Source organism: Marisediminitalea oceani (assembly GCF_003731635.1).
Lineage (GTDB): Bacteria > Pseudomonadota > Gammaproteobacteria > Enterobacterales > Alteromonadaceae > Alteromonas > Alteromonas oceani.
The window spans coordinates 51,983-78,053 of sequence record NZ_RCUA01000044.1 but is presented as its reverse complement, the minus strand read 5'-3'; the positions used below and the strand labels follow the sequence as shown (position 1 = coordinate 78,053).

22 protein-coding genes and 1 pseudogene are annotated in these 26,071 nt (G+C 51.3%); 20 read left to right on the top strand and 3 right to left on the bottom strand.

The annotated features are described in order from the left end of the window. Window positions 1-31: 31 nt before the first annotated feature. On the bottom strand, window positions 32-2,200 hold the full coding sequence (locus tag D9T21_RS13905) for a S9 family peptidase (RefSeq protein WP_123325563.1): 2,169 nt from the start codon (window positions 2,198-2,200) through the stop codon (window positions 32-34). A gap of 168 nt (window positions 2,201-2,368) precedes the next feature. On the opposite strand from D9T21_RS13905, the gene D9T21_RS13900 reads away from it, so the two are divergent. After that, window positions 2,369-3,124, top strand: a complete 756-nt coding sequence (locus D9T21_RS13900; RefSeq protein ID WP_123325562.1) for a sulfite exporter TauE/SafE family protein — start codon at window positions 2,369-2,371, stop codon at window positions 3,122-3,124. On the opposite strand, the gene D9T21_RS13895 is transcribed toward D9T21_RS13900, so the two are convergent. Next, a complete protein-coding gene (locus D9T21_RS13895) occupies window positions 3,111-4,418 on the bottom strand; it encodes a sigma-54 interaction domain-containing protein (protein ID WP_241155714.1) in 1,308 nt (435 codons plus the stop codon). The two genes, D9T21_RS13900 and D9T21_RS13895, sit on opposite strands and share 14 nt — an antisense overlap. 275 nt (window positions 4,419-4,693) lie before the next feature. Between D9T21_RS13895 and D9T21_RS13890 the strand changes: the two genes are divergently transcribed. From D9T21_RS13890 to D9T21_RS13855, 8 genes are all read left to right on the top strand, one after another. Then, window positions 4,694-5,977 carry an NAD(P)/FAD-dependent oxidoreductase gene (locus D9T21_RS13890; RefSeq protein ID WP_123325578.1) on the top strand — a complete coding sequence of 428 codons (1,284 nt, stop codon included), beginning with the start codon at window positions 4,694-4,696 and terminating at the stop codon, window positions 5,975-5,977. Further along, window positions 5,974-6,546, top strand: a complete 573-nt coding sequence (locus D9T21_RS13885) for a Tll0287-like domain-containing protein (RefSeq protein ID WP_123325561.1) — start codon at window positions 5,974-5,976, stop codon at window positions 6,544-6,546. The genes D9T21_RS13890 and D9T21_RS13885 overlap by 4 nt, the downstream gene beginning before the upstream one ends. Window position 6,547: 1 nt before the next feature. Further along, window positions 6,548-6,967, top strand: a complete 420-nt coding sequence (locus tag D9T21_RS13880) for a hypothetical protein (protein ID WP_123325560.1) — start codon at window positions 6,548-6,550, stop codon at window positions 6,965-6,967. 451 nt (window positions 6,968-7,418) lie between these two features. Beyond that, the gene (locus D9T21_RS13875) at window positions 7,419-8,993 is read left to right on the top strand and encodes a cytochrome ubiquinol oxidase subunit I (RefSeq protein WP_105936897.1); all 1,575 of its coding nucleotides are present in this window, start codon (window positions 7,419-7,421) and stop codon (window positions 8,991-8,993) included. Then, on the top strand, window positions 8,990-10,126 hold the full coding sequence (cydB, locus tag D9T21_RS13870; protein WP_123325559.1) for a cytochrome d ubiquinol oxidase subunit II: 1,137 nt from the start codon (window positions 8,990-8,992) through the stop codon (window positions 10,124-10,126). The genes D9T21_RS13875 and cydB overlap by 4 nt, the downstream gene beginning before the upstream one ends. A gap of 12 nt (window positions 10,127-10,138) precedes the next feature. Continuing rightward, on the top strand, window positions 10,139-10,258 hold the full coding sequence (cydX, locus tag D9T21_RS13865; RefSeq protein WP_070177514.1) for a cytochrome bd-I oxidase subunit CydX: 120 nt from the start codon (window positions 10,139-10,141) through the stop codon (window positions 10,256-10,258). After that, entirely contained in the window at window positions 10,258-11,886 is a 1,629-nt protein-coding gene (locus D9T21_RS13860) for an ATP-binding cassette domain-containing protein (RefSeq protein ID WP_241155713.1), read from the top strand. The genes cydX and D9T21_RS13860 overlap by 1 nt, the downstream gene beginning before the upstream one ends. Continuing rightward, complete coding sequence (locus D9T21_RS13855; protein ID WP_123325558.1) at window positions 11,883-13,394, top strand: ATP-binding cassette domain-containing protein; 1,512 nt, start codon at window positions 11,883-11,885, stop codon at window positions 13,392-13,394. The genes D9T21_RS13860 and D9T21_RS13855 overlap by 4 nt, the downstream gene beginning before the upstream one ends. Before the next feature lie 5 nt (window positions 13,395-13,399). On the opposite strand, the gene D9T21_RS13850 is transcribed toward D9T21_RS13855, so the two are convergent. After that, window positions 13,400-13,726 (bottom strand): YkgJ family cysteine cluster protein, encoded by a 327-nt coding sequence (locus D9T21_RS13850; protein ID WP_123325557.1) that lies wholly within the window; start codon window positions 13,724-13,726, stop codon window positions 13,400-13,402. 302 nt (window positions 13,727-14,028) lie between these two features. Between D9T21_RS13850 and D9T21_RS13845 the strand changes: the two genes are divergently transcribed. From D9T21_RS13845 to D9T21_RS13795, 11 genes and pseudogenes are all read left to right on the top strand, one after another. Further along, window positions 14,029-14,898 (top strand): MBL fold metallo-hydrolase, encoded by an 870-nt coding sequence (locus D9T21_RS13845; protein ID WP_123325576.1) that lies wholly within the window; start codon window positions 14,029-14,031, stop codon window positions 14,896-14,898. A 2-nt stretch (window positions 14,899-14,900) separates the two neighbouring features. Beyond that, entirely contained in the window at window positions 14,901-15,677 is a 777-nt protein-coding gene (locus D9T21_RS13840; protein WP_123325556.1) for a sulfite exporter TauE/SafE family protein, read from the top strand. A 111-nt stretch (window positions 15,678-15,788) separates the two neighbouring features. After that, window positions 15,789-16,115 (top strand): annotated as a pseudogene (locus D9T21_RS13835) (protein tyrosine phosphatase family protein); the annotation flags it as partial. A gap of 104 nt (window positions 16,116-16,219) precedes the next feature. Next, window positions 16,220-17,428, top strand: coding sequence for a TolC family protein (locus D9T21_RS13830; protein ID WP_123325554.1), 1,209 nt, complete (start codon window positions 16,220-16,222; stop codon window positions 17,426-17,428). After that, on the top strand, window positions 17,425-18,450 hold the full coding sequence (locus D9T21_RS13825) for a hypothetical protein (protein WP_123325553.1): 1,026 nt from the start codon (window positions 17,425-17,427) through the stop codon (window positions 18,448-18,450). Before D9T21_RS13830 ends, D9T21_RS13825 begins: the two co-directional genes overlap by 4 nt. Beyond that, complete coding sequence (locus D9T21_RS13820; protein WP_123325552.1) at window positions 18,451-21,519, top strand: efflux RND transporter permease subunit; 3,069 nt, start codon at window positions 18,451-18,453, stop codon at window positions 21,517-21,519. It begins immediately after the preceding gene. Then, window positions 21,512-21,814 carry a DUF3240 family protein gene (locus tag D9T21_RS13815; RefSeq protein WP_105936906.1) on the top strand — a complete coding sequence of 101 codons (303 nt, stop codon included), beginning with the start codon at window positions 21,512-21,514 and terminating at the stop codon, window positions 21,812-21,814. The genes D9T21_RS13820 and D9T21_RS13815 overlap by 8 nt, the downstream gene beginning before the upstream one ends. A 104-nt stretch (window positions 21,815-21,918) precedes the next feature. Further along, window positions 21,919-22,644, top strand: a complete 726-nt coding sequence (locus D9T21_RS13810) for a glycosyltransferase family 2 protein (RefSeq protein ID WP_123325551.1) — start codon at window positions 21,919-21,921, stop codon at window positions 22,642-22,644. Next, complete coding sequence (locus tag D9T21_RS13805; RefSeq protein ID WP_164464690.1) at window positions 22,644-23,327, top strand: TVP38/TMEM64 family protein; 684 nt, start codon at window positions 22,644-22,646, stop codon at window positions 23,325-23,327. The genes D9T21_RS13810 and D9T21_RS13805 overlap by 1 nt, the downstream gene beginning before the upstream one ends. Before the next feature lie 15 nt (window positions 23,328-23,342). Continuing rightward, window positions 23,343-25,067 (top strand): ArnT family glycosyltransferase, encoded by a 1,725-nt coding sequence (locus D9T21_RS13800; RefSeq protein ID WP_123325549.1) that lies wholly within the window; start codon window positions 23,343-23,345, stop codon window positions 25,065-25,067. Between the two features lie 58 nt (window positions 25,068-25,125). Beyond that, on the top strand, window positions 25,126-26,067 hold the full coding sequence (locus D9T21_RS13795; protein WP_123325548.1) for a cation diffusion facilitator family transporter: 942 nt from the start codon (window positions 25,126-25,128) through the stop codon (window positions 26,065-26,067). Window positions 26,068-26,071 lie beyond the last annotated feature (4 nt).

Sequence of the window (26,071 nt, the reverse complement as noted above, 5' to 3'; positions counted from 1 at the left end):
GGCTAACGTTGGCGTTAACCGGGCCCGTTTCTTACAGTTCTATACCTGCCAGGTGGAAGAAAAAGGCATATTCCTTGGCCCGTTGCTCATAGCGCTTGAAGCGCCCTGATGCACCGCCATGGCCGGCTTCCATATTGGTAATGAATAGCAGCAGATTGTCATCGGTTTTGTAATCCCGAAGTTTGGCTACCCACTTCATCGGCTCGAAGTACTGAACCTGTGAGTCATGCAAACCAGTGGTTACAAACATATGCGGGTAATCCTGCTTTTTCACCTGATCGTAAGGTGAGTAGGAAAGCATATACTCATACTCTTCTTTATTGGCCGGGTTACCCCATTCGGTGTACTCGCCGGTAGTCAGCGGAATGCTGGCGTCACTCATGGTGGTTACTACATCCACAAAGGGCACATGGGCGGCGATTGCGGTGTACAGTTCTGGTGCCATATTGGCCACCGCGCCCATTAATAAGCCACCGGCACTGCCGCCTTCTGCAAACACGCGACTCGGGTCGGCATAACCTTGTTCAATCAGTCCTTTGGTTACATCAATAAAGTCGGTAAAGGTGTTCATTTTGTTGCCCATTTTACCGTCTTCATACCACTGAGTGCCGAGCATCTGGCTGCCGCGGATATGGGCAATGGCCACTACAAAGCCCCGGTCGAGCATTGATAACCAAGAAGAAACAAAGGTTGGGTCCATGGTTGAACCATACGAGCCATAACCGTACTGGAAGAGCGGGTTAGTACCGTCTTTTTTAAAGGTCGATTTACGATAAACCAGTGAAACCGGTACTTTTTTACCATCGCGAGCAGTGATCATCAGGCGTTCTGACCGGTAGTCCGCAGCATTAAAGTCGTCACCAACCTTGTTTTGCTTTTTCAGTTCGCTTTGCAGGGTTTCCAGGTCAATATCAAAGGTACTGGGCGGCGTGGTTAACGACGCATAGTAAATTCTGACAGTATTGGTGTCACTTTGGGTATTGCCGGTAAATCCTGCAGTATAAATTGGATCTTCAGTGGGGATGGTGCGCAGTGAGCCGTCTTTCAGCGACATGGCTTCAAGGCGTAAATAGCCATTCTCTTTGGCTTTATATACCAGGTAGTCCTGCAGAACTTCGAGGCTGCTGATGTAAATGTCAGGATTATGAGCTACCACTTCCTGCCAGGCGCTGCGGTCCTGGGTGCTATCGGCCGCAACTTTCATAATGCGGTAGTTATCCGCCTGCCAGTTGGTTAGCACATAATAATCATCGCCATGCTTTTCGATGGAATACTCATGGTCCGGCTCGATGGGATAAAAGGGCGTTGGGGTGGCCTCAGCATTGTTGGCATCAATTAGCGTTACGCCAGACATGTCGGTGTTGCTGTGATTAATGAAGATAACTTCCCCGTCTTTACTTTTCCCTAATGAGGTATAGAAAGTAGTGTCGGTTTCTTCATAAACCAGTTCGTCATCGGCCTGATCAGTCCCCAGGGTATGACGGAAAACCTGCGAGCCCAGCAGGGTTTGCTTATCACGCTTGATGTAATAAAGGGTCTGGTTATCGTTAACCCAGTAGACCTGGCCCGTGGTGTCGGTCAGGGTGTCGGCATACAACTCACCGGTAGCAATGTTTTTCACGTATACAGTGTATAAACGACGACTGACCGTATCCACAGAGTAGGCCAGTAACTCATTATTCGGGCTGGCAGCAAAGGAGCCTATGCTGAAGTAGCTCTCGCCTTCGGCCATTTGATTGCCGTTGAGTAATATAGTTTCTTCACCATCCACTTGTTTCTTGCGGACATAAATAGGGTATTCGCCGTCGCCCACATAATGCGTCTGGTACCAGTAGCCATTCTTTTTATAAGGTACTGAGGAGTCATCCTTTGGGATGCGGGCGATCATTTCCTCATAAAGTGAGTCGGTCTGTTTTTCGAGCGGCGCAAGAACGGCATCAGCGTAGCTGTTTTCTTTTTCCAGGTGCGAAAGCACCTCTGCATCAGTACGGGAGTCGTCGCGCATCCAGTAATAATCATCTACCCGGGTATCGCCGTGAGCAGTTAATTCGTAGGATTTTTTTTTCGCCACCGGTGGGGTAACAGATGTCGATAAATTCATAGGCGTTGCAGGTTCTATTTGTTTTTCTGGCGTTTTGTCGTCGCTACAGGCCGCAAGCAGCACGGTGGCAACAGACAGAGAAAGAAGCATTTTATTCATGGTTTTAGGTGATTACTGTCGTTGTTGTTATGTAAGAAAGATTAAGTTACCAGTGAATGTGAGCCATAAACAGGTTTTCTAAGACGAAATAGCGGTTTATTTGGTTGCAAAGTATTTCAGGCCTAGTGAGAATCATAGTCAGGATTGAATGCGACTTTGTGGTTTGTGATGGAAACACTGTTAACTGCCGGAGTTCTGGACCTTTATACGGCGCTGGGACTCATTTTACTGGCAGGATTTACTTCATTTGTGACCGGTACTATGGGATTGGGCGGCGGCATGCTTTTGCTGGTGGTGATGGCATCGGTAATACCCATTGCTGCGTTAATTCCGGTGCATGGCCTGGTGCAGCTCGGCTCTAATGCCAGCCGCGCGGTAATGACCTTTAAATATCTCGACCGGGCGATGTTTAAGTACTTTGCCTTAGGGACGATCCTGGGGGCGATAGCTGCGTCCTTTGTGGTAGTGCAGCTGCCATTGGCGATTATCCAGCTAGCGATTGCCGTTTTTCTGCTGCTCATGGTGTGGGGGCTTAAACCCAGTCCGCGGGAGATGTCGCGGCCGGGCCGCATCATTGCCGGCGCGCTAACCACCTTTCTTAGCATGTTTGTGGGTGCCAGTGGCCCAATGGTGGCTTCGGTGGTGTACCGCAACGGTTATAACAAAATGACCCATACCTCCACATTTGCTAACTGCATGACCTTTCAGCACAGTTTAAAAGCGGTGGTGTTTACCATGGTGGGCTTTTCGTTCTGGCAATGGCTGCCGTTGGTCGTAGCTATGATTGTCAGCGGCGCGATTGGTACCTGGCTGGGCCTTAAACTACTAAACCGCATTCCGGCAGATAAGTTTAAGCTAGCCTTTAAGTTAATTTTATCGGTACTTGCGGTGCGCCTGTTGTATCAGGGGATCATGAACCTTTGAGTTTAATATTGTATCGCTGCAGCTTTCTGTAAAGTGTGCGAGTACTTACATCAAGCTTATTGGCAAGCTCATCCGGGCTGCCATCAAAATGCTTACAGATTTTTTCCAGATACACCTGTTCGGCCTGCTCTAGCGGCATAATGTCTTCCGCTATGGCCTGGGTTTCAGCCGGGCCAACACCAAGGATCTGTGGCGGTAGATCGCTAACCAGTATATCGTCATCGTTCGACATCAGCGCAGCCTGCTCCACAATACTCTTAAGCTCGCGGATATTGCCCGGAAAGCTGTAATGCGAAAGGGTTTGTAGTGCCCGTTCGCTAAAGTGCTTATGACGGTGTTCACTACCAGACAGAAAATGCTTACACAGTAGGGGGATATCCGATTTACGTTCGCGTAATGCGGGCAAGTAAATAGGAAAGCCTGCTATTCGGAAATACAGGTCCTGACGAAACTCGCCTTTTTCCACCATGGCCAGCAGGTTTTTGTGGCTGGCACATACCAGGCGGAAGTCCGCCTTTTTCTGCTTCAGGCCGCCGACCGGGCGATAACACTGGGTTTCCAGTAAGCGCAGCAGTTTTACCTGCATATTAAGCGGTACGTCACCAATTTCGTCGAAGAACACCGTGCCGCCATTGGCCACTTCGATAAGGCCTTTCTTACTGTTAGTGGCTCCGGTAAACGCGCCCTTTTCATAGCCAAACAGTTCAGATTCAAACAGGCTTTCGTTTAATCCGGTACACTCAATTACCACAAATGGTTTGTCTTTGCGGCGGCTCGACTGGTGAACGGCCTGGGCAACCAGCTCTTTACCCGCGCCGGTTTCGCCTTGCAGTAACACCGCAATCTCCGACTGCGCGGCGCGGTTGATGCGGTTAAGCATTTGTTTAAAGTTGTCTGAACCGCCAATCATTTTGTTCTTCTGCGAGTCGGCGGCTGCATAGCTAATGCGATCGAGTATTTCCAGGTAGCCAATGGTCATGCCATCTTCATCACGCACCGGTTTCATTAAGATATCGCAGTAGGTTTTGCCTTCATTGGTGTTGTGAATGTGCACCACACTGCTGGGCCGGTTCGTTTTCTGACACTGGGCTAAGGGACATTCTTCACCATGCTTGTCGCAGGGAGCGTCGTTGCGATGGGATATCGTATAACAAGTGCTGTTACCAATGATAACTTCGGTATCGTAGGTTTCACGATAGGCATCGTTAACCGCCTGAATAACGTAATCGTTGGTAATGAATATCGCTGGTTTATCAATGGCATTAATCATTGACTGAATGAGCGATGCGTTCATAACACCCTTCTCCTGAGACAAATATGGCAGCTGAAAGCTGAGCTTGTTTGTCAAATTTGACACAGCTCAATGTGCTGCACAAGCCGTTTAATCAATAAATATATTAAAAATCTAATATAAAACATCATCCTACTACGTTTACACCACAATGGCACGAATATTGGTAAACAATTTGTTAATAAGGCGACTTGTTAACAGAAAGACTTGTTCAACGGATTTGTTAGCAACCAGTGTGGCGGGACTAGCAGAGCCAATAACGATAAAAGAGAATGATTATGGCAAAAATAGTGGTGTTAGGTGCAGGAACCGGCGGTATGCCAGCGGCGTATGAAGTAAAAGAGGCGTTAGGCGCTGGTCATGAAGTCATGGTGGTTAACGAACGGGAAGAGTTCAGGTTTGTCCCTTCCAATCCCTGGGTTGCAGTGGGGTGGCGCGAAGCCGGTGCGGTAACTATGCCTATCGAAAAATACCTGGCCAAAAAGAAAATTGCGTTTAAATGCGCCCGGGTCGACAAAATTGATGCCGAAGCCAATCAGCTGGTCACCGGTGAAGGTGAAGTTATTGATTATGATTACCTGATTATTGCTACCGGTCCGCGTTTGGCCTTTGACCAAATCGAAGGGGCGGGCCCTGGTGGATTCACTCAATCTGTTTGTACACTGGATCATGCCGAACATTGCTATGTGGATTTTGAGAAGCTGGTGGCTAACCCCGGCCCGGTAGTGGTGGGCTCGTTTCAGGGCGCCAGTTGTTTTGGGCCGGCCTACGAATATGCCTTTATTCTCGATAAGGCGCTGCGCGATGCCAAAATTCGTCACAAAGTGCCCATGACCTTTGTAACCAGTGAGCCTTACATCGGCCATTTGGGGCTGGGCGGCGTGGGTGACTCAAAATCAATGCTCGAATCAGAACTGCGTAACCGCAACATCAAATGGATCTGTAACGCACGGGTGGATAAGGTTGAAGACGGCATGATGCATGTGTCTGAGCTCAATCGAAAAGGCGAGGTGGAATTTACCTATGAGGAGCCTTTTAATCATTCGATGCTTATCCCGCCTTTTGGTGGCGTTCCGGCTGTGGCCAATGTGGAAGGGTTGTGTAACCCCAAAGGGTTTGTCATCACCGATGAATTCCAGCGTTCTCCTAAGTACCCTAATATTTTCTCGGGTGGCGTATGCGTGGCTATCCCGCCGGTAGAGACAACACCGGTACCCACCGGTACTCCGAAAACCGGTTACATGATTGAAACCATGATGACGGCCATTGCGCATAATATGAAATCCATCATTGTGGACGATAAACCGCCTTCAACAAAAGGCACCTGGCATGCAATTTGTTTAGCTGATATGGGCGACACCGGTGCCGCGTTTGTGGCTATGCCGCAAATTCCGCCGCGTAACGTTACCTGGTTTAAAAAGGGTAAATGGGTGCATCTGGCTAAGATTGCCTTTGAAAAATATTTCATGCGTAAGATGAAAACCGGTACCAGCGAACCTGTATACGAGAAATACGTGTTGAAGGCACTGGGTATCGAAAGACTGGAGCAGGATGACAAATGATCAGACTCACTAAGAAAGCAGTGTTAATGGGGTGCTTATTGCTCCCCCTGGCCACTCAGGCCGCACAACTGAGCGAAGCAGAGTTTAAAGCGCAGGCAAAGCAGAAGGCCATGCAACTGGGCAAAACGCTGAAACAAAACCTGCAGCAGGCGGTTAAAGCCGGTGGGTTACCTAATGGTGTTCAGGTGTGTAAGGACATCGCGCCCGCTATAGCCGCACAACTTAGCACCGATGGCTGGCAGGTAGGGCGCACCGCGTTGAAAGTACGCAACCCGCAAAACCGCGCAGACAGCTGGGAGAAATCATCGCTGATGGCCATGGTGAAAGGGCTGGAAGAGGGGTTGGAGCCCGGCGCCCTGGCAACCGTTCATGTTGATGAAGCAGCCGGTAAATATCGTTTTATGGCACCAATTATGACTGGCGGCTTATGCCTCAACTGTCATGGCGCATCGCTGGCAGAACCAGTGAAGGAGGCCATAAATCAGCAATACCCGGATGATGAGGCAACCGGCTTTGCCGCAGGAGATTTACGCGGTGCTTTTACGGTGACTTATCAGGCTGGAGAATAACATGGCAAAGGGCTTAATAAGTGCGCTGCTGGTGACACTTTGCCTGACATGGCCAGCGGCAAATGCGCTGGCCGCTGATGAGCGTATGGCGGTAACGCTTAACGATGAGCAAAAATCGTTTGTGCTGGGCCATATGCGCGACATGCTTGAAGCGCTAACCGATACCCAGCAATTGCTATTGGAAGGCAAGCGGGAGGAGCTTCGCCAGCGTATCGCGAACCTGCAATCCCGCGAGCAGGCGAATCGTCCTAAAGGGTTGGGCAAGCAAATACCGCCAGCATTTCGTGCTATGGCGCAAAGCATGCGGCCTCACTGGCAGGCAATTCAAAACCCGGACCTGAGTGAGGAAGAAGTTCGTCAGCATGCGGTGGATTTAATGCGCGTGTGTAATGCCTGTCATCTCACTTTCTCTATTCAGTAAAGGCTTATCGGGCACCTCCAATTTTGAGCGGGCAGCATGCCCGCTGCGCTGGCCTGGTTCTCCTCAAAGCCTCAAATCACTCCCCTTTTCAGTTAGTTGATAGCGATCAAAAATTAACCGCCAGCATTGCTGTATCTTCATGCGACTTCTCTGATAACGAGGCTTGTCAGCTCTGACAGGCTACTGACAAATATGTCAGTCAGGCGCCACGCTGCTTAGCAGATTTCCACCTGTCGAACTAATGAAAATCTATTAATTTAATAATATCAGTTAGTTAATTGTTTTATTCCGGTTGGCGCAAGTTATGCAAAGTGCAACTTATAAAGTGCAAAAAGTCCTGGGCCGGTTGGCCTTTCAGGTAGCAATTATTACAGACCTTCAGCATGGGTAATTCTGACCACGCTGGAGGCAGAACCCGGTTTAGTATTTAGAAACATCAAAGGAGAGTCCCATGAGCGATACGTTGATAGAACTATCGCGGTTACAATTTGCTTTAACAGCAATGTTCCACTTTATCTTTGTCCCGCTGACCCTTGGTCTGACGTTCCTGTTGGCCATTATGGAGTCGGTATATGTGATGACCGGTAAAGAAATCTACAAACAAATGACCCAGTTCTGGGGCAAGTTGTTTGGGATTAACTTTGCCATCGGCGTTGCAACCGGATTAACGATGGAGTTCCAGTTTGGTATGAACTGGTCTTACTATTCTCACTACGTGGGCGACATTTTTGGCGCTCCGTTGGCCATTGAAGGGTTAATGGCATTCTTTTTAGAATCTACCTTCGTGGGGCTGTTCTTCTTCGGCTGGGACAAAATGTCCAAAGTGAAGCACTTAATGGCAACCTGGCTGGTGGCCATTGGCTCAAACTTCTCTGCGCTGTGGATTTTGATTGCCAACGGCTGGATGCAGTTTCCGGTGGGGGCAAGTTTCAATACCGATTCTATGCGGATGGAAATGACCAGCTTCAGCGAAGTGATTTTTAACCCGGTAGCCCAGGTTAAATTTGTCCACACTGTCTCTGCAGGCTATGTCACCGGTGCCATCTTTGTACTGGCTATCTCCAGTTATTATCTGCTCAAGCATAAACATATTGCCTTTGCCCGTCGCTCTTTTGCGATTGCGGCCAGCTTTGGCTTGGCGGCTACCCTGTCGGTAATTGTGTTAGGTGACGAAAGCGGTTACGAGCTCGGCGATGTGCAAAAAGTTAAACTGGCAGCTGTGGAAGCCGAGTACGAAACTCATCCGGCGCCGGCAGCTTTTACCTTGTTCGGCATTCCTAATGACGAAGAAGAAAAAATGGACTTCGCTATTCAGATCCCGTGGGCCATGGGGATTATTGCTACCCGTTCACTGGATGAAGAGGTGATGGGGATCAAGGATCTCAAAGAGATTCACCGGGTGCGTATCTTGTCTGGCGTACAGGCACAGAAACAGCTGGAAAAAGTGAAAGACGGCACAGCAACGCCGGCAGAACTCGAGATGTTTGAACGCAATAAAGATGACTTAGGTTATGCGCTGTTGCTGGAGCCTTTCACTGACGACATTACTCAGCCTACACCAGAAGCGCTGGAAAAAGCGGTGGATTACAGTATCCCACCGGTAGCGCCTCTGTTTTACTCTTTCCGCCTGATGGTTGTTGCGGGCTTTTTGATGCTGGCGCTGTTTATCGCGGCATTCTATTACAGCACTAAGCACCGCATTACCCAGCCTCGCTGGTTGCTGAAAGCGGCGGTATGGTCGCTGCCACTGCCGTGGATTGCCTGTGAAGCTGGCTGGTTTGTGGCCGAGTATGGCCGTCAGCCCTGGTCTATCGCCGAAGTGTTACCAGTACACACCGCTGTGTCTAACCTGTCCGTTTCAGACGTAGTGACTACGTTGGTGGCTTACACCCTGTTCTACGCAACCATGTTTGTAATTGGCTTCTATCTGATGAAGAAATACGCCAAGAAAGGGCCGGTTCCACCGGAAGATGACAAGAAACTGGATGATGCTATTGGCCTGGGTACTCAAGGAGCAAACGCATGATTGATTATGAAGTACTACGAGTAATTTGGTGGGTGCTGGTTGGCGTACTGCTGATTGGCTTTGCCATCACCGATGGATTTGATTTAGGGGTTGGCGCACTGCTCACCCTGATTGGTAAAACCGACGACGAACGCCGGGTAATGATCAACACAGTGGGTCCGCACTGGGACGGTAACCAGGTGTGGTTTATCACCGCCGGTGGTGCCATTTTTGCGGCCTGGCCGATGATTTATGCCACCGCCTTCTCGGGCTTTTATCTGGCGCTGGCGCTGGTGTTGATTGCCTTATGGATGCGTCCGCTAGGCTTTGATTTTCGCAGTAAGTTAGAAGATAAGCGCTGGCGCACCAGCTGGGACTGGGCGCTGTTCACTTCTGGCTTCGTGCCTGCGTTAATCTTTGGCGTGGCCTTTGGTAACCTGTTGCTGGGCGTTCCCTTTGAGCTGGATGGCAATTTAAAAGCTACCTATACCGGTTCGTTCTTTGGTCTGCTTACGCCATTTGCGTTGGTAGCGGGTTTGGTTTCCGTAGCAATGATCCTCAATCACGGTGCTACCTGGCTGCAAATGAAGACCGACAGCTTTATTGAGGTAAGGGCGCGCGCAGTGTCAGTTGTACTGTCGCTGGCGACAGTGGTGCTGTTTATTCTGGCTGGCCTGTGGGTTGCCTTTGGATTAGATGGCTTTGTGGTCACTTCAGCTGTGGATACACTGGCTACTTCTAACCCGCTTAAGAAAGAAGTGACGGTTGAGGCCGGTGCCTGGATGGCTAACTACAGCAAATACCCCTGGATGGTAGTGGCGCCTCTGTTAGGTATTGGGGCGGGCCTGGCCTGCGCTTTCTTCTCCAAAGCAGGCCGCGGTGGTTGGGCGTTTGTGAGCAGCGCGCTGATGATGACAGGTATTATTCTGACAGCGGGCTTCTCAATGTTCCCATTCCTGATGCCAAGCACCACCATGCCGGTGGCAAGCTTAACCGTGTGGGATGCAACATCCAGTGAAATGACCCTGAAAATTATGTTTGGTGTTGCCTGTGTGTTTGTGCCAATTGTTTTAAGCTACACCGCTTACGGCTTCTACGTAATGCGCGGTCGCATTAAAAACAGCGACTTAGACTCATCTCACGCGATTTATTAAGGAGAACAAAACATGTGGTATTTTACCTGGATATTAGGTGTGTTACTGGCTTGTTCATTTGGCATTATCAACGCCATGTGGTTAGAATCGACTGAGAACTTGGATCGCCCTGAAGACCCAGAAGATCAGTAGTGAAAGAGAGTCAGTCCCTTCCGCGGTGGTTTAACGCCACCGTCACCAAGCAGGGTGTTGCATCGCGCAGCACCTTGTTTTTATTAGTGGCCATAAAAACCACCCGGCTGTTGTGTTTAATTGCTGGTTACTGGCTGTTTGCTGCGATGATGCACGACTGGGTGGTGCTGGCTCAGCAGCCGGATATGAGTGACTGGCTGGGCCTGACGGCTGCGTTATTACTGGCCTGGCTACTGCAGGGCGATGCTTATCGGCGTACCTTGCAGGCTAAAACCGATTTACTTAGTGGCCTCGAAAAGCGCTTTGCTGAGCGTTTGGTAGCAGAGCAAACCTCGTTAGTCAGCATCCATTCGGCTTACTTCTGGCAATCGGTATGGACGCGGCACATCAGCGCGTTGGTTCACTGGCGCTACGACTATCAGGTGCAACAATACGTGGCGGTGCTTACGCCGTTTTTCGCGCTGCTGTTTATTTTGGTGGTCAACCCGGTGGTGGGTGGCAGCCTGCTAATCACCTTACCGCTTATTCCGCTGTTTATGATTTTGGTGGGTAAGGGCGCTGCGGCACTTCAGCGGAAACACTTTGTTGCCCTCACCCGGCTGGGCAGTCTGTTTGTTGATCGCCTCACCGCGCTGGGGTTACTGGCCAGTTTTCGCACCCATCAGATTGAACAAAAGATATTAAAACAGGCCAGTGACGACCTGAATGAACGCACCATGAAGGTGGTTGGGGTGGCGTTTTTATCAAATACCGTACTGGATTTCTTTTCGACTATTGCCGTTGCCCTAATTGCGGTGTTTATTGGCTTTAGTTTATTGGGCGAGTTCTCGTTAGGCCCCGAGCTCACGCTGCATTCTGGCTTATGGTTGTTACTTACTGCGCCCTTACTGTTTTCAGAACTTAAGGCGCTGGGGCAGTTTTATCACCAGAAGGCCGAGGCTGAAGCCGCGCGCGATGCGGCCGGTGACTGGCTTGCGCCGCTGGAAGCCGGGCAATTGGATGAACCGGCCAACGAACTCACTGAACCGCAGCAGTTTAGCTTACAACTGGCGAATAACCTGCTTGCAAGCCAAAGCTTAACGCTGCTACCTGGTGACTGGGTAGCCGTAACCGGTCCGTCGGGCAGTGGTAAAACCCTGTTGCTGGAAGCCCTTGCCGGCCAGCGGACGGGGAATTATCGTTTGCCTTGTCGGGTGGCCATGCTCACTCAGCATCCGGTATTGTTACCCGCCACACTGCGTGAAAATCTTAATTATCAGCGCACTTTTACTACCGCCAGGCTGGAACAAGCGCTTAGTGAAGTAGAGCTCAAGGCATGGCTGGACTCGCTGCCGGCCGGGCTAGATACGCCGCTGGCAGAAGTGCCTGCTATCTCTGGTGGACAGGCGCAGCGTCTGGCACTGGCGCGCTTGTTACTGTCTGACGCGCCGGTATGGCTGCTCGATGAGCCCACTGCGCATCTACCTGAAGCGCAGCATCACAGCCTCAGTCAGCTTATTTATTCTCTGGGGCAGGGGCGAACTGTGCTATGGGTTTCCCATAAGGCGCTGCCGGATGACTGGTTTAACCGAACCTGGCAGGTGGAAAACCGCAGGGTGCAGCAAATGGCTGGGGAGGCAGTATCGTGAAAGCCTTCATTACCGTATTACTGGCAGTGCTGCACGGCTGTGCCGGGCTGGCCATTTTAATTGTGTCATCGTGGTTTATTGCCGCCTGCGCCGTGGCTCCGGTGAATTTTAATTATATGCTGCCGGCGGTAGTGATCAGAGCCCTGGCGCTGTTACGCATTGGCAGTGGCTATGCCCATATGTGGGTAGGTCACAAACACTTACTGCAACTTACCTCGCTGCTACGCGTGCAACTATTTGAACGGCTCTTTGCTGCGCAGATCCGCCAGCGCAGTGAGGAAGTCGAAGCGCTGGCCAGTCATACCGAGGCCATCGCAGCGGTGTGGGTCGGCTGGGTTTCTCAGCAGGCCTCTGCGGTACTCATGCTGTTGGTGAGCGCAGTAACACTGCTGGTGCTGGATATCCCTTTTGCTGGCTGGACATTAGCACTTGGTGTTATCTGGCTGATGATCATGTCGGTGCTTTGTGTGCAAGGGCTCACTTTAGCTAAGACGCAGGTTTTACAAGAGCATGAATTCAGAGAACAATCCGATGTAGTGCTCAGAAGTGTGGCCATCTGGCATTTAAAAACAGTGCAAGAGCAGTTAGCGCAGTTACCCTCCGCACAAGCGTTGTGGCAAACTGAAACCAGTCAGCAGCGGCTTACCTTGCAGAGTCTGTGGGTGTTTCAGGGGCTTGCCTGGGCGCTGATGCTGGTGATTATTTATCTGGCTATCCATACTCAGCTTGAGGGGGAAGGCGGTAACCCGCTGTTGCTGGTGGTGCCCATGCTGTTGCTCAGCGCCGGTGACTGGCTGGGCCGCTCCTTTAATGGTCAGCCTGCGCTAAACCGGTATGTGCAAGGCAAACAGGCACTTAAAACACTACCAGTAGAACCCCTGCAACTCACAGACGCCGTACCATTGTCCAGCACGCTCACTCTTACAGACTTTGGTTCAGTGAACCTACCCGAACAAAACGTGACAGCGGAATTTGATGCCAGCGGTCTTTACCTGGTTGGCGGCCCAAGCGGCGCAGGCAAATCCCAGTTACTGCAGGCGATCAGCGGGTTGGTAGCCTGCCATGGGCAACGCCTTTGCGATGGTAATGCACCGGGGGAGGGCCTGATTGAAGGCTGGCTTTATCTGGAGCAGCAACCGGTGATCCTCGCCGCTACGCTCAGGCATAACCTGACTCTGGGGCGGGACTTTTCGGCTACGCAACTTAATGACGTACTGAGCAAAGTTGGCCTGGCTCAGCTTAACGACCTGGGCGAGTGGCTCGGCCCGGGTGGTCGCGTATTATCAGGCGGCGAGCGCAAGCGCTTAGGCATAGCACGAGCAATGCTTATCCACTCACCGGTGTGGCTGCTGGATGAACCCTTTGAGGGGCTCGATGGAGTAGCGGTTAGCCAACTGGTTGCCTTGTTACAACAGGAAGCCGCAACGCGCCTTATCATCATTGCCAGCCACGTGTATCCGGCTGAACTGCAATGTAAAGACACGCTGATACTAAGTCCCCCCAGCTAATCTCTTCAGGCAACGCGGATAGGGATTACATCGTCAGTGATCCCGTGCTTTAGCCGGGCTTTTAAGCAATCGGTCGAACCGGCCTCAAATTCCCGGCAGGTTGACGAGCGTTGTTCGTAAATACTGCAACTCACCTGTTTACCAATTTCGCCTGTCAGGGCTACACACCTTGGGTTAGGCTGATTAGTACCTGCCATCGACACCAGGTTTGGCGAAATTTTCGTAGTCAGTTCGGCCGGAACCGAACCACCGGCAAACGGGTCAGACTCCGCCCAGTAAAAAGACACCCGAAAGGTGGCGCAACAGGCACCACAATCCACACAAGACAACATACAAAAACTGCTCCACACAATGTGCAAAACAACCAGTGATTAGCTGGGTTTGCGAGCTAACGCATAAGGGTTGGAAAACGTCATTGTTAAAGCCGGCAGAGGGTACCTGCTCAACAACGTATTTGGCGAATTATGCCATTAAAAGTAAAAAATCCTAAATAATATAAATGCATAATAATCAATGGTTTAGGTTTTTCTTTGGCGTTGTTATACGCAGTTGTGGATAGCGCCCGGGCCAGCTGGCAAAGCTTTTGCTGTATCACATCAAAGACCAATTTTATTTTGATACAGAGAGCCGGCAAATGAGCAAAATCCAGATCACGCCATTTTTCCATGAGCCCACGTTTACCGTGACCTACGTGGTAACTGACCGTGCCACTAACAGCTGCGCAATTATCGACCCGGTACTCGACTATGACGCCGCAGCCGGGCAGATTTCCCATGAGTTTGCTGACAAAGTTGTCAGTTACGTTGACAAAAATGGCTTAACACTCGAATGGATCCTGGAAACCCACGCCCATGCCGACCACCTGACTGCCGCTCCTTACATCAAGGAAAAGCTCGGCGGGCTGATTGGCGTAGGCGATCATATTCGCCGGGTACAATCCACGTTTAAAGCCATTTATAACCTGGAAAGCACGTTTCTCACCGACGGTAGTCAGTTTGACCAGCTGTTTGTCGACGGGGAAGTAATTACGCTGGGGCATCTTGATATTGAAGTGCTGCATACGCCCGGTCACACCCCGGCTTGTGTGTCTTACTACATAGAAGATGCGGTGTTTGTGGGCGATACCCTGTTTATGCCTGATTACGGCACGGCCCGGGCGGATTTTCCTAACGGCAGTGCACAAACCCTGTATCAGTCCATCCGTAAAATTCTGGCCTTGCCGGAGGCTACCCGGATGTTTGTAGGGCATGACTATAAGAGCCCTAAGCGGGAGCACTTCGCTTGGGAAACCTCGGTGATTGAGCAGCGCCGCAACAATATTCATGTAAAAGATGGCGTCAGCCAGGCCGATTTTGTGGCCATGCGGGAAGCCCGGGATGCCACGTTGGCGGTGCCTAAACTGCTGCTGCCTGCGATTCAGGTGAATGTCAGAGCTGGCCAGCTGCCGCCGGCAGAAGACAATGGTAAATGTTACCTGAAAATCCCCCTGACGATTAAGTCGTAGCCATGTTACTTACCCTTATCGGCGCCATTGTGATTGGCGTAAGTCTTGGCCTGCTTGGCTCTGGTGGTTCGATCCTCACAGTACCGCTACTGACCTATGTGGTTGAGCGCCCGCCTAAAGTGGCGATTGCGGAATCCCTGTTAATTGTAGGCGGTATTGCCCTGGCAGGGGTATGGCGTCAACAACGGGCTGGTCTGGTGGCGTGGCAGAAGGTGGTCAGTTTTGGCTTGCCGAGTATGGTTGGTACTTATCTGGGCGCGCAGCTTTCTCAGTACTTCAGTGGTCTGGCGCAGTTAGTGTTGTTCGCCATCATTATGCTGCTTGCCAGCCGTTTTATGCTTAAGCCCGTTAACGTTGCTGCCAGTAATGACGTGTCTCTGGCAAAGCTGGTTCCGGCCGCCGTGGTGGTGGGCATGATTGCTGGTTTGGTAGGTGTTGGCGGAGGCTTTTTAATTGTACCGGCACTGTTGGCCCTTGGTGGCGTATCTATGCGCCAGGCGGTGGGCACCAGTCTGGCGATTATTGTGATGCAGTCGGTAGTGGGCTTTGGCAAATACCTGTATTTGTTCAGCCAGCTTGGTGAACTGCCCTTCGACTTTCAGCTCATTACGCTAATGGTAGTTATCGGCGCAGCGGGCTCCCTGTTCGGTGCAAAGCTTGGCGGACGGTTACCCCAGCAACAGCTGAAAAAAGGCTTTGGCGTGATGTTAATTGTGATGGGCAGCTTTATCTTTCTTTCTTCACTACACACGCTTTACTTCGTGGAGGTATCGGTATGAATATTCGCACTATAAATCATCATTTTAGCGTTTCGGGACCGGTAACCAGGGACGACCTTCATACCCTCGCTCAGGCAGGCGTTACCACGCTGATATGGCCGTCCGGATTTTGAAGAGCCTAATCAGGTGCCGGATGCCATATTACGCGTATGGGCCCGGACAGCAGGCCTGAAATATGAGTTTTTGCCGGTAGTAAGTGGTAACTACAGTAAGCAGGATGTTGCCGAGTTTGGGCGAATTCTGCTGGGCGCGAAAGGCCGGGTCCATGCCATCTGCCGAACCGGTACCCGGGTATTGCATTTGTGGGCCCTTGCACGTTGGGAGCAGGGGCTTAGTCAGCATGAAATAAAGCAGGCCGGCGACCAGGCCGGTGTCGACCTCGATGGCGTGCTTCTGACCTATCAGAACCGTATTAGCCAGTCGCAAAACCTGCACTGAATAAGTCAATAAAATCAGTGTTATAGGATCTTATGGGCCAGATGTCCGATAGGCGGGAGGGGCATATTCTGGCATCTTGATTCCCTCTTACAGGGATAATTGCTATGTATTTTCAACGTGTTTTCGTGTTCTTAACCACCGGTATCATTCTGATACTGAGTGGCTCTTTCTCTGCTTATCTTCAGGCTTCAGAAATCGCCGGTTTAGCGGCGCTACGCGTGCAGGCTCAACAGCGCGTCGAGCAGAGTTATTCCTCTGACTGGATGGCCCATCAAAGCTCGTCGCTGAGTCGCTGGCTCATCGGCGCGCCGACGTTGGAAGTCTCCGCGCTACAGTCTAACCTGGCAACCGGTACAGATGAGCTTGAAGTGCGGCTCGGTGTACAAATACAGCGGCCGGATAATCTGGATTTATTTGATCAGATGGAGCAGACCAATCAGGCCATTATGGTTGCCCGGCAGCGTCAGCAGGCTCTGCTGATTTCCGGACTGGTAAGGCAGCGTGCCTGGGATGCTGCCATGGCGCGTCAGCAGGTTAACGCCCTGAGTGATAAGCAGGTGTGGCTGTCCCGGCTGGGCACTCAGTTAACCGAGCGGTTTAACGCAGGTGAGCTATCTCGCTTAGCCTATTTGCAGTGGCAACAGCAGCAACTCGATGTGCAGCAGGCACTGGTTAATGCCAAAGCGGAATTGGACGGAGCAATGCGAGCTTACACTGAGCTCACGGGCGCCCACACCTTACCCGCTAATATGACAGAAACGGTACCCGATAGTCTCGACGCTGCGCTTAACAGCCACCCCGAACTGAAACTCCTGAGCTTACAAAAGCAATACGCCGCAGCGGCCTATCAGTATGGCCGGCAAAGTCAGAGCAACTGGGATGTTGCGCTGGTGGCGCGCCGCTTACAAAGCGTGATGGGCGACGAGAATCAGGTAGGTATTGCGGTAGGCATCCCGCTGGCCCTTGAGATGCCTGCCAACCCGCAGGATCTGCAGGCCTGGCAGCAAACCGATTTGGCACTTTCACAATCACTGATGAACCTGCGAATTACCTTGCAACAGCAGGTCAGTACCAATATGGCCGGTCTGACATCGCTGGAAGAGCAAATTGCTATTGGCGAGCAGCAGGTTGCCATAGGCGAGCAAATTGTTGAACAACTGGCGCAGCTAAAGCAGATCAGCGAGCTGGAGCAAAGCAACTGGCTGCAATCGTTGCTGGAACAGCGTGACCGCACCTATCAACTGGACCAGCTCAATCTTTCTCAGCAACAACGGGTTGCTCAAATTAATCAACTGGCAGGGCAAGTGCTATGAAATCGTTTTTCTCTTTTCTTTTGTTAGTGCTGACAGCTTCTACTGCAACAGCGCAAAACCAGCGGATCTCCCTTGAATCTCTGGGGCGCCTGTCACTGAATTTTGCAGCGCCGCAGATTGTGCCTGCTGTGCCAACACCGGCAGTAAGCGGTGAAGTAAGCTATCTGCCGGGCAATGGTTATCAACTGGTATTGCCATTTCGGGTATTACAGCAGCAATACCTGGTAGCGCCACAAGCCTCTGTGACGGCCAATACCCCGCTGGCTAAACTAACCGGCAGTGAGGTTCATCATTTCTACGAAATGCTAAAAGCCCAAAAAGAGATTTACCGTCAGGCAGAGCAGCGTTATCAGCAAAATCTGCCTTTATTTAACAGCAAGTCCATTAACCAGCAAACCTGGCAGGCGATTACCGATCACTACTTTGCCAGCAAGCTTGAACTGGGCCATCTTGAACATGCCGAAGAGTTGTTACAGCGGTCAGCTGATGAAGATTCCGCGTTACTGACCGCGCCTGTTGCGGGCGTGTTTATTCCGGCTGGTGAACAACTCGATAACGAAGCGTTTGTGTATGGCGAGGTGATTGAACAAAGCGCCCTGCGCTTAAGAGTGCAACTGCCATCCGAGCTTGCCGACAAGGTCTCGGCATTAACAGTGGGCACTTGTCATCTGGACGTAGCTTATCGCGAACGCTTAAGCAGTGGCCTGGTCAGCCGGTTGTGGAGCGCTCCGGTTACCGGCAATGCCGACTGTGGGCTGGGTTTTGCTGATGCAGTTATGGTAACGCCGGTGATTGAACAGGCGGGCCTTGCTGTGCCTGCCTCAAGCGTTTATTTCTTTGAAGGTGAGTATTATGCATTGGCGAAAGAGGGCGCTGAGTTAGTGCCGGTGGTGGTCACCGTGCTGGGACGCCATGATGGCCAACTGCTGATTGCCGATAGTGAGCAGCTCAAGAACGCGCAGGTACTCACCTCGTCGGTGAGTGCGGTACAAGGTATTTTACTGGGTCTGGGAGGCGAATAGATGATTGCCCGCTGGATTCAATTTTCTTTAAGTCAGCGCATTTTCGTGCTGGCGATGTTCGCTGTAGCCCTGACAGCAGGGGTCAGCGCGTGGCTGAAACTACCGGTGGATGCGTTTCCGGATATTTCCCCTACACAGGTTAACGTGATTATTAAAGCGCCAGGTATGACCGCCGAGGAAATTGAGGCGCAAATTACCCAGCCACTGGAAACCGAACTGCTGGGGATCCCCGATAAAGCGGTACTGCGCTCAACCACCAAATACGCCATTACCTCAATTACCCTGGATTTTGTGGAAGGTACCGACATTTACTGGGCCCGCCAGCAGGTGGCGGAACGCCTGAATAATCTGTGGAGCGAATTACCACCCACGGTAGATGGTGGTATTGCGCCAATGAGTACGCCGCTCAGCGAAATGTTTATGCTGACCCTGGAAAATCCTAACCTGTCACTGATGGAGCGTAAGCATTTACTGGACTGGCAAATCCGCCCGGCGCTGCGTACCGTTGCCGGTGTTGCTGAGGTGAATGTACTGGGCGGCTATACCAAAACCGTGCAGTTCACTCCGGATGTGCAGCGCATGAGTGCTTTTGGGCTCACCCTGCCCGACGTAGCCGATGCCCTTACCCGGTCTAATATCAACGGCAGCATCGGCCGCATAGAGGTAGGCAATGACACGTTAATTGTGCGTAGCGAAGGGCGTTTCACCCAGTTGGAAGACGTGGCAGAACGGGTAGTGGCGATTAAAGAAGGCAGCGCCATAAGGCTCGACGACATTGGCCGGTTGTCAGTAGGCAGCCTGGCCCGCTATGGCGGTGTGACTAAAGACGGTGAGGAAACAACTGAAGCGCTGATTGTCGCGCTCAAAAACAGTAATACCGCCGAAGTGGTGGACGCTGTACAAGCAAAGCTCGCGCAAATTAAGCCCGGCTTACCTGCAGGGACCGAGGTAAACGTATTTTATAACCGCAAAAACCTGATTGATACTGCGGTGGGAACTATCACCAGTGCGCTTGGCCAGGCAATTGTGATTGTTGTAATTCTGCTTGCGGTGTTTCTTGGCCAGATTGGGGCGTCGTTTGTGGTGGCCTGTGTTATCCCGGTAGCGGTACTTATTACTTTTTATTTAATGAGCGTGACCAATCTTACCGCAAACCTTATGAGCCTGGGCGGATTGGTGATTGCCATTGGCATGCTGGTAGATGCCTCGGTAGTGGTGGTGGAAAATATTGTTTCGCAGCTCTCTCGTGGGGTGCCTTTGCCAAGGCTGCATGTGATTTATCGTTCTGCTAAAGCGGTTGCCACGCCGGTCATCGCCGGTACGCTGATAGTGCTGGTGGTCTTTACGCCTTTGCTAACCCTAACCGGTCTTGAGGGCAAATTATTCAGTCCGGTAGCCATGACGATCATGTTTGCTATGGCGGTAGCGCTGGTAAGTGCTTTTACCATTATTCCGGTGCTGGCGTCGTTCTTTGTTAGCAAAGCGCCGCAGCAACTGCCGGGTTATTTACAGGCATTACAAAACGGCTTTGAAAGCGCTTTGCGAAAAGCTATTGCGGTACCCAAAACCCTGTTTATTGCGATGGCGATAACCCTTGCGCTCACCGTGCTGGCCTTTACACAGTTAGGTAAAACCTTTATGCCAACCCTGGATGAGGGCGACCTGATTGTGCAACTGGAAAAGTCACCGACACTGTCGCTAACAGCTTCTTTAGCGCTGGATAAGCAAGTGGAAGAGGCGCTACTTGCCGAAATCCCCGAGATTAAGCAAATTGTGGCGCGCACCGGCTCGGACGAACTGGGGCTTGATCCCATGAGCCTGAATGAAACCGATGTGTTTATGCAGCTTGCCCCCACCGATGAGTGGCGCTTCGACACCAAGGCCGAACTGGCCAACGCTATTCGTGAGGTATTAAAAGGCTTCCCGGGCATTAACTACGGCTTCACCCAGCCGATTCAAATGCGCGTATCCGAAATGCTTACCGGCAGTACCGGCATGGTAAGTATCAAAATCTTTGGTGATGACATTGCCCGCCTCACCGATGTGGCCAGTGAGGTCGCGAACGTAACGGAAAACGTGCAGGGCGCAGTAGATGTAAACAAAACGCTGATGGAAGGCGGCGACTATTTACGCATTAAGCCTAAAATGGATATCGCACTGAAGTTTGATATGTCGCTCACCGAGCTGTCTGACTATTTACAAATGCAGGTGAACGGTGTGCAGGTTACCGATATTATTAACGGCCGCATCGTTACGCCGCTGATGTTCTCAAATCAGCGTGAGGGTATTGCGGCAATCGGCAGCGATATTGAACTGGCCAACCTACCCATACAGCTACCCGATGGCACCTTGCTGGCATTGTCTCAGGTGGCAGAGCTTGAACGGGTAGAAGGTCCTGCAGTGATTGAGCGGGAAGATGCCTTACGGTATGTGATGGTGAGTGCCAATGTGGAAAATCGCGACCTGGCGTCGTTTGTTGAAGAAGTAGCGGCCGAGGTGAATAACAGTGTGTCTCTACCAACTGGCTACACGGTAAGTTATGGCGGCGAGTTTGAGAATCAGATCCGCGCAACCAATAACCTGCTGACCATTATTCCGTTAGTGCTGGGCGTTATCCTGATTATTCTGTTTACCCAGCTAAAAGAACTGAAACTGGCGCTGCTGATCCTGGCTAATATCCCGTTTGCGCTGGTAGGCGGTGTGTTTGCGCTGTGGTTCACCGGTGAATACTTGTCGGTACCCGCATCGGTTGGCTTTATTGCCCTGCTTGGCGTAGCGGTACTCAACGGCGTGGTGATGCTGTCGCATTTTCAGCAGCTGGCAAAGCTGGCGGGTGATTTTAAAGAGCACATTATCCAGGGTGCAAAGGACCGCCTGCGGCCTATCCTTATGACCGCAACCACGGCTATTTTCGGTTTGATGCCGCTGGCCTTTGCTACCGGTCCGGGCTCAGAAATTCAAAAGCCACTGGCTATTGTAGTGATTGGTGGACTGCTTTCTTCTACTCTGGTGACACTCATCATTCTGCCGATTCTGTATTTCACTCTGGAGCGCAAACATCATGACTGAACAATGCATTTTTAGCTGCTTTGTGGATCCTGAGACCGTCGATAACGTGGTGGATTGTTTATTATGCCAGCCGTTTGTTGGCGGGTTCTCCATGCATGGTATTGAAGGCTACAGCAAGGAGCACGCTAATTATACGGTGAGTGAGCAGGTAGCCGGGCATCGCTCGGTGTGCCGTATTGATATTCGCCTGCAGCATAAAGATCTGGATAGTTTAACGGCCGCCCTGGCGGCATTATCGTTACAGCATCGTATTCGCTACTGGGTAACACCGGTAATTGATAGCGGCATTATTTAGTCAGCCGCTGTGGCCTGGTCACCGCCACTACTTATTTCTAAGCTTAAGCTTGTCTTAAGAAAACTCAGGTAGCTTATTGTGAAAACAATAACATGTGGTGAGTTGTGAACGTTTCTTTTGTGATTCCGGCAAAAAATGAACAGGGCAATATCCGGCCGTTGGTGACTGAGTTAGCTCAGCATACGCCGACGGGCGTGGCGTTTGAAATCATCTATGTGGATGACGGCAGCACCGATGGTACGCTCAGTGAAATACGGGAACTTGCCAACGAATTGCCGGTTTGCCTGCGTGCAGTACAGCATGAAAAATCCATGGGGCAGTCTACCGCAATCATGACCGGGGTGCGTTACGCCCGCTATGAGTGGATTATTACTCTGGACGCTGATGGTCAGAACGATCCGGCGGATATCCCGCGTTTTATTGAGGTCGCCGAACGCCAGCCGATAGGAACAGATTTTTGTGTTGCCGGTTATCGCAAAAATCGTAAGGATACTGCCTGGAAGCGACTGCAATCGCGTATTGCCAATCGGATACGCCAGCGCCTGTTACACGATGAAACGCCCGATACCGGCTGCGGCTTAAAGTTAATTCCGCGCAGCACGTTTTTATCTTTGCCTTACTTCGATCATATGCATCGTTTCCTGCCGGCGCTGGTAAAGCGCCTTGAAGGACGCGTTTTTGTGGTGGAAGTCAATCACCGCGACCGCCACTGCGGAACCTCCAATTACACCATGTTGAGTAGGCTTGGCGTGGGGATTGTGGATTTATTCGGTGTTATATGGTTACTTAGGCGGGCGAAATGCCCACATCCTCAGGAAGTTACCGATTAATGCCTAAAGCCAGTACTATGAATCGTTTGCAAGGGAGTATACGAGCGCTGTTAAAACCGCTGATTGCCTGTCTGATTATTGCCGGATTGGTAAAAATGGCGAGCCTCGGTGAATTTGCCGATTCGCAGGCCGTAGAGCAGTGGCTTACCGCTCAGGGCGTTCTTGGCTGGCCCCTGTTGGTAGTGAGCGGCGTGTTGCTGATGCTGGTGGGGTTCCCCCGTCAGATAGTGGCTTTTATTGGCGGTGGTCTGCTGGGCGTAACAGCTGGTACGCTGCTTTCCACCGCGATGGCCGCTATTGCCTGCGCAACCACTTTTATGATTTCCCGTTACTTTTTACAGGCCTGGGTGAGACGCCGCTTTCCCGGCGTGATCACAAAACTCCATCCGTTGCTGGCCGGAAAACCCTATACCGCGACCCTGGCGATAAGGTTACTGCCCATTGGCAGTAATGCGCTCACTAACATTGTGGCGGGTGCCAGTACCATTAAGGGGCGGGCTTTTGTGAGCGCATCGGCGTTGGGTTACGTGCCGCAGATGTTGACCTTCGCCCTTATGGGGCAGGGTATGGAACAGCTGTCTTCGTGGCAAATCAGCGTCAGCCTGAGCTTACTGGTGTGTTCGGTGTTGCTTGGAGCGCACCTTTATCGCTGGTATCAGCAACAGCCAGTAAGCACCGTTTAAACGCACTAATTAACCATGAATTTACTGCCTTCTTTCAGTCGCTATCAGCGAACCGATCTGATCTGGCTCGGCTTACTGACTTTTTTACTGCTTGCCTTAGGTATTGGACTGCGAGCTCCCTGGCCTGCCGATGAACCCCGTTTTGCGCTAATTGCCAAAGACATGGTGGAAACAGGACAGTGGTTGTTCCCGATGCGAGGAAACGAACTGTATCCGGATAAACCACCATTATTTATGTGGTGTATCGCGATTTTTTACGCTATTACCGGCTCGCTGTATATCGCCTTTTTATTACCATCAGCCATCGCTGGCACAGTCACCGTGCTGGCGGTTTTTGATATATGCCGCCGCTTGTGGGGAAGCCGGGAAGCCTGGTGGGCGGCCGGAATACTGCTGGCCAGTGTGCAGTTTGTTCTGCAGGCAAAAAGCGCGCAAATCGACGCCAGTGTGTGCATGTGGGTGACGCTGGGTTGCTATGGCTTACTGCGGGCGACGTTGTGCCAGGCAGGGCATATTACCTGGTGGCTGGCAGGATGTGTGGCCATGGGTTTGGGTATTATGACCAAAGGGGTTGGTTTTTTACCCCTGTTAATGTTGCTGCCCTATGCTCTTGTGTTGTGGCGTCAGACCTCACTGCAAACTTTACCGAAGCGATATCATTGGGGTTGGTGGGCAACAGGTGTACTGACCATGCTGGTAACATTGTTGCTGTGGCTACTGCCAATGCTGCTGGCTGTGGATGGCAGGTTAGATCCGGCCTATAACGCTTATCGCGACAATATCCTGATGAAGCAGACAGTCACCCGATACGCCAACTCCTGGCACCACATCAAGCCATTCTGGTACTTTCTGATAAACGTAGTGCCCTGGGCGTGGCTACCGCTGGTGGTGTTATTACCCTGGCAATGGCCACACTGGCGCAGCGCCTGGAGAAAAAATGACGCACGCATTGTGATGCCGCTGGGGTTTGTGTTTCTGGTGCTGGTGTTTTTTAGCATGAGTCCAGGCAAGCGTGGGGTCTATATCCTGCCGGCGCTACCGATGCTGGCGTTGGCCATGGCACCTTTTATGCCGCACATCGCTGACAAAAAGTGGTTGTCCCGTATGCTATGGGGATTGCCTCTGCTCATTGGCAGTAGCTTTTTCATTTCAGGCGGATTGGGTTTAGTTGATACCGGGCCTGTTGCTAAACTTAATCAACGCTATGAAGTGGATGGCAGCGTTCTGTTTCTGACCACTGGGCTGGCGGTTTTGGTAGTATTATTTGCGGTGCGCCGCAGAGCAGGCTGGCAAGCCTGGGGCGTAACCATGCTAGTGCTATGGTGCAGTTATAGTGTGGGGTTTGCCAGCTTACTTAACCCAATTCGCACACCGGCCGCAGTATGGCAGGTAATCGATAGCAATGTTCCTGCTAATAACGAAATAGCACTGTTAGATACCGGAGAGCAGTTTATGCTATTTGCTCGTCGGCCAATTGTGCACTTTGGTTATCATACGCCGCCCGAAGCCGAAATGTTTGCCGCATGGAACTGGCTAACGATGAATCCGGCAGGGCATTTGTTGCTTCCGGCCAGTCGGGAGACAGTCTGTTTAGATCTGACCAAAGGACACTCTGTAGGAAAGGCACACAGAGAGGATTGGTTAATTTTAGGGGCCGACGGGCTGCGCGAAGACTGCCCGCCAACTGATATCAAAACGACGACGTTTCGTTATGAGCCGATAAACCCGTTGATCCGATAGCCGGGTAATGGCTATGCTGATAGCTCATTAGATTTCAACCCGTTGCAGAGTTTCCAATATGAGCGCACATGGCCAGGAGCACGACCACCATCATCATTCTCACGCTCATGACCATGGTCATCACCACCATCACCATCATGATATCGCTGAAGACAGAATCAGTTGGGCGTTCTGGCTCAATTTCATCTTTACCATTATCGAGTTTATCGGCGGCTGGTTAACCAACAGTGTGGCGATCATGGCCGACGCGGTTCACGATTTGGGGGATTCGCTGGCGATTGGTCTTGCCTGGTATCTCAGTAAAGTGGGCAAGCGCGACGCTACCGAACAGTATTCCTATGGGTTTAAGCGCCTTAGTTTACTGGGCGCTTTGATTAATGGTTTGATCCTTGTTGTGGGGTCGGTATGGGTGCTAACTGAAGCCATTCCTCGTTTGTGGTCACCTGAAATGCCAGTGACTGAGGGCATGATTGTGCTGGCCATCTTAGGCATTGCGGCAAATGGTTTCGCAGCCTACAAGCTGCATGGTGGAGACACCTTAAACGAGAAGGTTCTCAACTGGCATTTACTGGAAGATTTACTCGGCTGGGTAGCGGTGTTGATAGTCGCTATCGTGCTGCAGTTTGTTGACTGGCCGATACTGGATCCACTGCTGTCGGTAGTGTTTACCTTGTTTATTTTATTTAACGTGGTGAAGCACGTTATTCATACGGTGAAGCTATTTCTTCAGGTTAACCCTGATAGCGATAAGCGTGCCGCTATTTTAGCTTCGTTAAAGGAGATTGAGCACGTGGGTGCTTTGCATCATGTTCATTTCTGGTCGCTGGATGGCGCCAGTCATGTGCTTACCGCACATCTTGAGCTGGATAAGCGCATTGACGTGACTGCTCTGATTGAATTAAAAGCCCGGGTCGCCAAAGCCCTTGAGCCCTTTAACCTGGACCATACAACAATAGAATTTGAAATGCCCGGAGAGCATTGTAGGGATAATGCTAAGTAGTGTA